The following is a 10,247-nucleotide window of genomic DNA, read 5'->3' on the forward strand; positions in this document are numbered from 1 at the left end:
TTTTGTCTGGCAATTCGTGGTCGGCTGAATGGGTTTGGATCTTCGCGGCTTGTGGCGTCCGTGGACGGTATTGGGTCGCTGTTTCTCTCCGACCCGAAGAGGTGGCGTCAATGGCGACTGAAGATACGCTCCGGGAGTACCTGAAATGGGTGACGGCGGACCTTCACCAGACCCGGAGGAAGCTCGGCGAGCTTGAGGCGGCCAACCGCGAGCCGATCGCCATCGTCGGCATGGCCTGCCGCTTCCCGGGCGGGGTGGCCTCGCCCGAGGAACTGTGGGAGCTCGTCGACTCCCGCCGCGACGCCTACTCCGCGTTCCCCGCCGACCGCGGCTGGGACCTGGCCCGGCTGTTCCACCCGGACCCCGACCACCCCGGCACGTCGTACGTGGCCGAGGGCGGCTTCGTCGACTCCGCCACCGAGTTCGACGCCGCGTTCTTCGGCATCTCGCCGCGCGAGGCGCTGGCCATGGACCCCCAGCAGCGGCTGCTGCTGGAGACGTCGTGGGAGGCGTTCGAGCACGCCGGCATCGACCCCTCGACGCTGCGCGGCCACCAGGTCGGGGTGTTCGCCAGCACCACCGGCCAGGACTATGTGGGGCTGCTCCAGCAGCCGCCGCCCGGCACCGAGGGCTACATCCTCACCGGCACCGCGGCCAGCGTCGTGTCCGGCCGGATCTCGTACGCGCTCGGCATCGAGGGCCCCGCCGTCACCGTCGACACCGCCTGCTCGTCGTCGCTGGTCGCGCTGCACCTGGCCTGCCAGGCGCTGCGGCAGGGCGAGTGCACCCTGGCACTGGCCGGTGGGGCCACCGTCATGTCCACCCCGTCCGCCTTCATCGGCTTCAGCCGCCAGCGTGGCCTGGCCATGGACGGCCGGGTCAAGTCGTTCGCGGCCGCCGCCGACGGCACCGCCTGGGGCGAGGGGGCCGGCCTTCTGCTCGTCGAGCGGCTCTCCGACGCCCGCCGCAACGGCCACCCCGTCCTCGCGGTCGTACGCGGCAGCGCGGTCAATCAGGACGGCGCGAGCAACGGTCTGACCGCTCCCAACGGCCCGTCCCAGCAGCGGGTCGTGCTCCAGGCGCTGGCCAGCGCCCGGCTCGCGCCCGAGCAGGTCGACGTGGTGGAGGCGCACGGCACCGGCACCACCCTCGGCGACCCGATCGAGGCGCAGGCGCTGCTGTCGACGTACGGGCAGGGCCGGCCGGCCGACCGGCCGCTCTGGCTCGGCTCGGTGAAGTCGAACATCGGCCACACCCAGGCCGCCGCCGGCGTGGCCGGCGTGATCAAGATGGTGATGGCGTTGCGGCACGACACCGTGCCCGCCACCCTGCACGTCGACGAGCCGACGCCCAACGTGGACTGGACGGCCGGCGCGGTGTCGCTGGCGACCGAGCCGCAGCCGTGGCCCGCCGGGGAACAGCCCCGCCGCGCGGGCATCTCCTCCTTCGGCATGAGCGGCACCAACGCCCACGTGATCATCGAGGAGGCGCCCGCCGCCGACCCGGCGGACGCCCCGGACGGCCCCGCCGCCACGACCGACCCGGTCACCGCGCCCGTCACCGCCCCGGTCGACGGTGCCGGCCTGGTGCCGGTGCTGGTCTCCGCCCGCGACGCCGCGTCCCTGACCGTGCAGGCCACCCGCTGGGCCGACTGGCTCGACGAGCGCCCCGAGCCGCGGCTGACCGATGTCGGCTGGTCCTCGGCGAGCACCCGGGCCGGCCTGGAGCACCGCGCCGTGCTGCTCGCCGGCGACCGCGCCGACCTGGCCGCCGCCCTGCGCGCGCTGGCCACCGGCGGCGACGCCCCGGGCCTGGTCACCGGTGCGGGCCCGCGCGGCGGCAAGCTCGCGTTCCTCTTCTCCGGCCAGGGCGCGCAGCGCAGCGGCATGGGCCGCGAGCTGGCCGCCGCGTTCCCCGTCTTCGACCGGGCGCTGGCCGAGGTCTGCGCCGAGCTGGACCGGCACCTGCCCCGCCCGCTCGCCCCGGTGCTCTTCGCGCCCGAGGGCGACGAGGCGGCCGGGCTGCTCAACCAGACCCTCTACACCCAGGCCGGTCTGTTCGCCGTCGAGGTCGCGCTGTTCCGGCTCCTGGAGAGCTGGGGGGTCGTCCCGGACGTGCTGCTCGGCCACTCGATCGGCGAGCTCTCCGCCGCGCACGCGGCCGGTGTGCTGTCGCTGCCCGACGCCGCCACGCTGGTGGCCGCCCGGGGCCGGCTGATGCAGGCCCTGCCGGCCGGCGGCGCGATGCTGGCCGTCCAGCTCCCCGCCGACGCCGTCCGAGCCGCCCTGGCCGGCGTCGAGGACGCCGTCGCCGTGGCCGCCGTCAACGGGCCCACCGCCGTCGTCGTCTCCGGCTCCGCAGTCGTCGTCGAGGAACTCGAACGCCGCTGGGCCGACCAGGGCGTACGTACCAGGCCGCTGCGGGTCAGCCACGCCTTCCACAGCCCGCTGATGGAACCGATGCTCGCCGAGTTCGCCGCCGTGGTGCGCCGGCTGGAGCTGCAACCGCCGGCGCTGCCGATCGTGTCGAACCTGACCGGCGCCGTCGCCGACGCCGACGAGATCCGTACCGCCGAGTACTGGGTGCGGCACGTGCGGGAGGCGGTCCGCTTCGCCGACGGCGTCGAGCAGCTGCGGGCCCTGGGCGTGCGTACGTTCCTGGAGGTCGGCCCCAGCGGGGTGCTCACCGCGCTGGCCCGCGACGTCCTGGCCGACGACGAGACCGCCGCCGTGGCGCTGCTGCGCCGCGACCGCCCCGAGCCCACGTCGGCGCTCACCGCCCTCGCCGAGCTGCACGTCGGCGGGGTGGAGGTCGCCTGGACGCGGCTGTACGCGGGCGCCGAGACCGCGCGGGTGCCGCTGCCCGGGTACGCCTTCCGCCGCCAGCGCTTCTGGCCCGAGCCGCCGCCCGCCGGCCCCGACACCGCCTCCGCCGCCGGCGACGACGAGTTCTGGGCCGCCCTGGAGCAGGCGGACGTCGACACGCTGCGCGGCGAACTGGGCGACGACGACGAGCAGGTGCGGGCGCTGCTGCCGGCCCTGCCCGTGCTGTCCTCCTGGCGCCGGTCCCGGCGGGAACGCTCCCTCGTGGACGGCTGGTCGTACCAGGTGAGCTGGCAGCCCGTGCCGGTCGGGGACGGCGACGCCCCGGCGGGCCGCTGGCTGGTCGTGCTGCCCGCCGAGGACGCGCCGGCGTGGGCCGACGGCCTGGCCGGGCTCTTCGGCGACGCCGAGCCGCTGGTGCTGCGCGTCGGCGCCGCGGACCTGGACCGCGCGGCGCTCGCCGCCCGGCTCCGAGTGCTGACCGGCGGCCGCGCTGTCGACGGCGTGCTCGCCGTCGTCGCCGGCCAGGACCGGCTGCTGCCCGAGCACCCCGGCGTGACCCTCGCCGCCGCCGGCACCCTCGCCCTCGTCCAGGCGATGACCGACCTGGACCTGGTGGCGCCGCTGTGGTGCGTCACCAGCGGCGCGGTGGCGGCGGCCCCGGGCGACCGGGTCACGCACCCGCTGCAGACCGAGGTCTGGGGCCTCGGCCGCGCGGCGGCTGTCGAGCAACCGCACCGCTGGGGCGGCCTGGTCGACGTGCCGGCCACCGTCGACGCCGCCACCACCCGGCGGCTCGCCGCCGTGCTGGCCGGCCACGGCGGCGAGGACCAGGTGGCCGTGCGCCCCGGCGGCACCTGGGCCCGCAGGCTCACCCCGGCCCCGCCGCCGACCGACGAGAACCCGGCCGGTGACTGGTGGTCCGGCGCCGTCCTGGTCACCGGCGGCACCGGCGCCCTCGGCGGCCACGTCACCCGCTGGCTGCTCGACCGGGGCGCCGGGCGGGTGGTCCTGGCCAGCCGCCGGGGCGCCGCCGCCCCCGCCGTGGCGGACCTGCTCGACCGGTACGGCGCCGACGGGCGGGTCACCGCCGCCACCTGCGACGTCACCGACCGGCGGTCCGTGGCGGACCTGGTCGGCTCGCTGCCCGACCTGACGGCGGTCGTGCACGCCGCCGGCACCGACCAGCTCACCCCGATCACCGACACCACCCTCGACGAGTTCTCCCACGTCGTCGCGGGCAAGGTACTCGGCGCCCTGCACCTCGACGCCTGCCTCGCCGAGCGCGACCTCGCCGCGTTCGTCATGTTCTCCTCCATCTCCGGCGTGTGGGGCAGCGCCGGGCAGTGCGCGTACGGCGCCGGCAACTCCCTGCTGGACGCCCTGGCCGTCAACCGGCGCGACCGGGGCCGGCCGGCCACCGCCGTCTCCTGGACGGCCTGGGGCGGCGCGCACGGCATGGCCGCCGAGAACGTCGCCACCGAGCAGCTCAACCGGATGGGCCTGCCGCCCGTCGATCCGGAGAAGGCGCTCGTCGCCCTCGACCGGGCGCTGCGGCGGCCCACGCCCTGCGTGACCGTCGCCGACGTCGACTGGAGCCGGTTCCACCCCGCGTTCACGGTGGCCCGGCCCAGCCCGTTCCTCGGCGACCTGCCGCAGGTGCGGGCGCTCGTCGCGCAGGAGGAGGCCGCCGCGCCGGCGGACGGGGTCGCGGCGCCGCTGCGCCACCTCGCGGCGCTCCCGGCGGCGGAGCAGGAGCGGGAGCTGCTGCGGCTGGTCAACGAGCAGACCGCGGCGGTGCTGGGCCACGCCACCCCCGACGAGCTGCGCGGGCGCCCGTTCAAGGACCTCGGCTTCGACTCGCTGACCGCCGTGGACTTCCGGGGGCGGCTCAACGCGGCCACCGGCCTGCGGCTGCCCACCACGCTGGTCTTCGACTACCCGACCCCCGCCGAGCTGGCCGCGCACCTGCGCGAGCTGGTCTCCGGCGCCGCCCCGGCCGACGCCCCGCAGGCCGTCGTCGTCGACGCCGACGAGCCCGTCGCGATCGTCGGCATGGCCTGCCGCTACCCCGGGGGCGTCGACGGGCCGGAGGCGTTCTGGCGGCTGGTCGCCGACGGCGTGGACGCCATCTCGCCGTTCCCCACCGACCGGGGCTGGGAGATCCCCGAGCCGGCCGAGGGGACGCACCCGCCGGCGGGCGGCTTCCTCCACGACGTGGCGGACTTCGACCCCGCGTTCTTCGAGATCTCGCCCCGCGAGGCCCTCGCCATGGACCCGCAGCAGCGGCTCACCCTGGAGACGTCCTGGGAGGCGCTGGAGCGGGCCGGGGTGGACCCGGCGTCGCTGCGGGGCACCCGTACGGGCGTCTTCGTGGGCGCCTCCACCTCCGGCTACGGCACGGGGCTGACCGAGGTACCCGAGGGCGTCGAGGGCTATCTGATGACGGGCGCCGCGCACAGCGTCATCTCCGGCCGGGTCGCGTACGCCCTCGGGCTGGAGGGCCCCGCCGTCACCGTCGACACGGCCTGCTCCTCGTCCCTGGTGGCGCTGCACCTCGCCGGGGCGGCGCTGCGGCGCGGCGAGTGCGACCTGGCGCTGGCCGGCGGCGTGGCCGTGATGGCCACCCCGACGGCGTTCCAGGAGTTCTCCCGCCAGGGCGGACTCGCCTCCGACGGGCGGTGCAAGTCCTTCGCCGCGACGGCGGACGGCACCGGCTGGTCCGAGGGCGTCGGCATGCTGCTCGTGCAGCGGCTCTCCGACGCCCGGCGGCAGGGCCGCCGCGTCCTCGCCGTGGTACGCGGCTCCGCCGTCAACTCCGACGGCGCGTCGAACGGGCTGACCGCCCCCAACGGCCCCTCCCAGCAGCGGGTGATCCGGCAGGCGCTGGCCGGCGCCGGGCTGGCGGTCACCGACGTGGACGTCGTCGAGGCGCACGGTACCGGCACCGTCCTCGGTGACCCGATCGAGGCGCAGGCGCTGCTGGCGACGTACGGGCAGGACCGGGGCGACGCCGGCCCGCTGCTGCTGGGCTCGGTCAAGTCGAACATGGGCCACGCGCAGGCCGCCGCCGGCGTGGCCGGCGTGATCAAGATGGTGCTGGCGATGCGGGAGGGCACCGTACCGGCGACGCTGCACGTGGACGAGCCGTCGCCGCACATCGACTGGTCGGCCGGCGACGTGGAGCTGGTGACCCGGTCCCGGCCGTGGCCGGCCGCCGACCGGCCCCGCCGCGCGGCGGTCTCCTCGTTCGGTATCTCCGGCACGAACGCCCACGTGGTCGTCGAGCTGCCCGCCGACGCGCCCGCCGGCGCCGAGGCGGCCGACGCACCGATGCCGCCGCCAGCCGCTGCGGCGGGGGAACGCCCCGCCGGGCTGCTCACCGCCGACGTGGTGGCCTGGCCCGTCTCGGCCCGCTCCGCCTCGGCCCTGGCCGCGCAGGCGTCCCGGCTGGCCCGGCACCTGCGCGCGCACCCCGGCCTCGCCCCGGCAGCGGTCGGCTGGTCGCTCGCCGCGACCCGCTCGGCGTTCGACCGGCGCGCCGCCGTGCTCGGCGCGACCCCCGGCGAGCTGCTGGCCGGCCTGGACGCGCTCGCCGCCGGCACCCCGGCCGGCAACGTCGTGACCGGCACCGTCGCCAACCACGGGGCGGGACCGGTGTTCGTCTTCCCGGGCGCCGCCCCGGCGGGCGCGGTGGCCGAACTGGTGGGCCGCTGCCCGGTCTTCGACGACACCCTCGCCGAGTGCCGGCAGGCCCTCGCGCCCTGGGTCGACGTCGATCCGGCCGCCCTGCTCACCGGCGCGGACGCTGCCTGGGCCGACCGGCCGGAGCTGGCCCGGCCCGTCCGGTTCGCCGTCGGCGTGGCACTCGCCGCCGTCTGGCGGCACGCCGGTGTCACTCCCGCCGCTGTCGTCGGCACCGGCGACGGCGAGGTCGTGGCCGCGTACGTGGCGGGCCTGCTGTCCCTGCCCGACGCCGCCCGCACGGTGGCGATGCGGGCCCGCGCCGCCGCCGGCGGCCTGGACCACGACGGCCTCCGCGCCGCCCTGGCGGGGCTCGCGCCGCAGCCCGGGACCGCCCGGCTGGCCTCCACTGTCACCGGGGACTGGGCCGACGCGGCGGGCCTCGGCGTCGACCACTGGACCGACCCGGCCACCCCGGGCACCGACCCGGCCACCCCGGGCACCGACCCGGCCACCCCGGGCACCGACCCGGCCGTCCCCGGCGCCGGGGACGGGGGGCCGGAGCGGCTCGACGCCGCCCTGCGTGCCGCCGTCGCGGCCGGCCACCTGACCTTCGTGGAGGTCTCACCGGAGCCGGCACTGGCCGCCGGGATCGCCGCCGCGCTCGACGCCGCCGGCACCCCCGGACACGTCCTGGACACCCTCGGCGGCTCGGCCGACGCCGCCACCCGGCTGCTGACCGGCCTCGCCACCGCGCATGCCCTCGGTCTGCCGGTGGAGCACCGCCGGCTGCTGCCCGAGTCCGAACCGGTCGACCTGCCCACGTACGCCTTCGACCGGCACCGCTACTGGCTGGAGCGCACCGGCGCGCACCGCTCCGTCCTGCCCGCCGTGGGCCTCGACGTGGTGGACCACCCGCTGCTCAGCGCGGTGGCCGACCTGCCCGGCGACGAGGGCCTGCTGTTCACCGGCCGGATCACCCTCACCACCCACCCCTGGCTCGCCGACCACGCCGTGCTGGGCACGGTGCTGCTGCCCGGGACGGCCCTGGTGGAGCTCGCGTCCTGGACCGGCCGGCAGGCCGGCGCGGCGACCGTCGCCGAGCTGAACCTGGAGGCGCCCCTGGCGATCCCCACCGAGGGAGGAATCGACCTGCGGGTACGCGTCGGCCCGCCGGACGAGACCGGGCACCGGCCCGTCGCCATTCACACCCGGCGCGACGACGACACCGCGGCCGACGGTTCCCGGCCCTGGCAGCGGCACGCCTCCGGGCAACTCGCCGACACCGCCGACCCGGACCCCGCGCCGGCCGCCGTGTGGCCGCCGGCCGACGCCGAGCCGATCGCCCTCGACGGGCTCTACGCCCGGCTCGCCGCCCAGGGCTACCACTACGGCCCCACCTTCCGGGCGCTGCGTGCCGCCTGGCGCTCGGGCCCGGACATCCTCGCCGAGGTCGCACTGGACGCCGACGCGTCCACCGACACCACGGCGTTCTCGGTGCACCCGGCCCTGATGGACGCGGCGCTGCACGCCATCGGCGCCAGCGCCACGGCCGACGACCCGGCCGGCGACCCCGCCGGCGGCGCGTCGGGCACCGACGGCGGCCCCGGCATCCGCCCGGGCCTGCCGTTCACCTGGTCGGGCGTCACCATCCGGCCCACCCGTGCCCGCGAGCTGCGGATCCGGCTGCGCGCCACCGACGCCGGCTCCGTGGCCCTGACCGTCACCGACACGGGCGCGACCCCGGTCGCCTCCGTCGACGGTCTGGTCCTGCGGCCCATCTCCGGCGAGCAGCTCAGCGCCGCCCGCCGCTCCGCCAGCCGGTCCCTGCACCGCCTCGACTGGCTCGCCCCCACCACCGGCCGCGCGGACACCGCCTTCCGGCTGGTCGTCCTCGGCGCCGACTGGTCCGGCGCCGACCGGTACCCGGACCTGTCGACGCTGGTCGCCGACGTACGCGCCGGCGCCGCCGCGCCCGACGCGGTGGTGGTGACCTGCGCCGGAGCCGCCGCCGACGAGCCGCACCCGGCCGCCCAGGCGCACCGGGTCGCCCACCGGATGCTCGCACTGGCCCAGCAGTGGCTCGCCGAGGAGGCCCTGACCGCCGCCCGGCTGGTGGTGGTCACCCGCGGCGCGGTCCGGGTCGACCCGGACGAGCGGATCGCCGACGTGCCGGCCGCCACCGCCTGGGGCCTGCTGCGCTCCGCCCAGTCGGAGAACCCCGACCGGATCGTGCTCCTCGACGTCGACGACGACGCCCCGGCCGCCGCGCTGCTGCCGGCCGCCCTCGCCACGGGCGAACCCCAGCTCGCCGTACGCGCCGGGCAGCTCCGGGTGCCCCGGCTGACCCGCCTCGGGCCGCCCCCGGCCGAGGCGTCCGGCCCCGACCTGGCCGCCGGCACCGTCCTGGTGACCGGGGCGACCGGCCTGCTCGGGCGGCTCGTGGCCCGCCGGCTCGTCACCCGGCACGACGTACGGCACCTGCTGCTGGTCAGCCGCAGCGGAGCGGACGCCCCGGGCGTCGCCGCGCTGGTCGACGAGCTGGCCGGACTGGGAGCCACCGTCCGGGTCGCCGCCTGCGACGTCACCGACCGCGAGGCGCTCGCCCTGCTGGTCGACCAGCTCCCCGCCGACCTGCCACTGACCGGCGTGGTGCACGCCGCCGGGGTGCTCGACGACGGTGTCCTGCCGGCGCTCACCCCGGAGCGCTTCGACACCGTGCTGCGACCCAAGGTCGACGCGGCCTGGCACCTGCACGAGCTGACCGAGAAGCTGGACCTGGCCGCGTTCGTGCTCTTCTCCTCGGCGGCCGGCCTCTTCGGCGGCCCCGGGCAGGCCAACCACGCGGCGGCGAACTGCTTCCTCGACGCCCTCGCCCAGCACCGGCACGACCGGGGACTCCCGGCGCTCTCGCTGGCGTGGGGCCCGTGGGTCAACGACACCGGCGACGGGCAGACCGGGCACGTCGACGAGGCCCGGATGAACCGGGGCGGCTTCGTGCCGCTCGGCGCCGAGGAGGGCATGGACCTGTTCAGCGAGGCCCTGCGCTTCGCCGAGCCGGTGGTCGTACCGGTCGACCTGGACCTCGCGTTGATCGGCCGGCACGGGCCGGCGGCGGTGCCGCCGGTGCTGCGGTCGCTGGTGCGGCCGGCGACCGGCGCGGCCCGGGCCGCCGAGCGGAACCCGGCCGAGGCGCTGCGGGAGACCCTCGCCGCCACGGCGGAGGCCGACCGCGACCAGGTGCTCTCCGACCTGGTGCGGACCCACGCCGCGGCCGTCCTCGGCTACGCGTCGATCCGCTCGATCGACGCCGAGCGCGGCTTCGTCGAGCTGGGCTTCGACTCGCTGACCGCTGTCGAGTTCCGCAACCGGCTCAACGCGGCCACCGGCCTGCGGCTGCCCTCCACGCTGATCTACGACCGGCCGACCACGGCCGCGCTCGTCGAGTACCTGCGCGGCGCGCTGCTGGCGGAGCGCAGCACGTCCGCGCTGACGGTGCTCGGCGAGCTGAACAAGCTGGAGCACGCCATGCGCGCGGTGTCCACCGGCGACACCGACCGGGCCGCCGTCGGCGTCCGGTTGCGCGAACTGCTCTCCCTGTGGACCTACACCGAGGCCGGTGCGGACTCCGCCGCCGACGAGGGCACCAGCCTCGAGTCGGCCTCCGCCGAGGAGATCTTCAGCCTGCTGGACGAAGAGTTCGGCTCGGCCTGATCCGGCATGTCGCACACCTCGAACCCC

The 10,247-nt window shown here is 77.3% G+C and carries 1 protein-coding gene; it reads left to right on the forward strand.

From position 1 onward, the window contains the following. Nucleotides 1–110 precede the first annotated feature (110 nt). A complete protein-coding gene (locus A8711_RS12365) occupies nucleotides 111–10,220 on the forward strand; it encodes a type I polyketide synthase (protein WP_069088278.1) in 10,110 nt (3,369 codons plus the stop codon). Nucleotides 10,221–10,247: the final 27 nt, after the last annotated feature.

This window comes from Micromonospora sp. II (assembly GCF_001709195.1).
Classification (GTDB): Bacteria; Actinomycetota; Actinomycetes; order Mycobacteriales; family Micromonosporaceae; genus Micromonospora; species Micromonospora chalcea.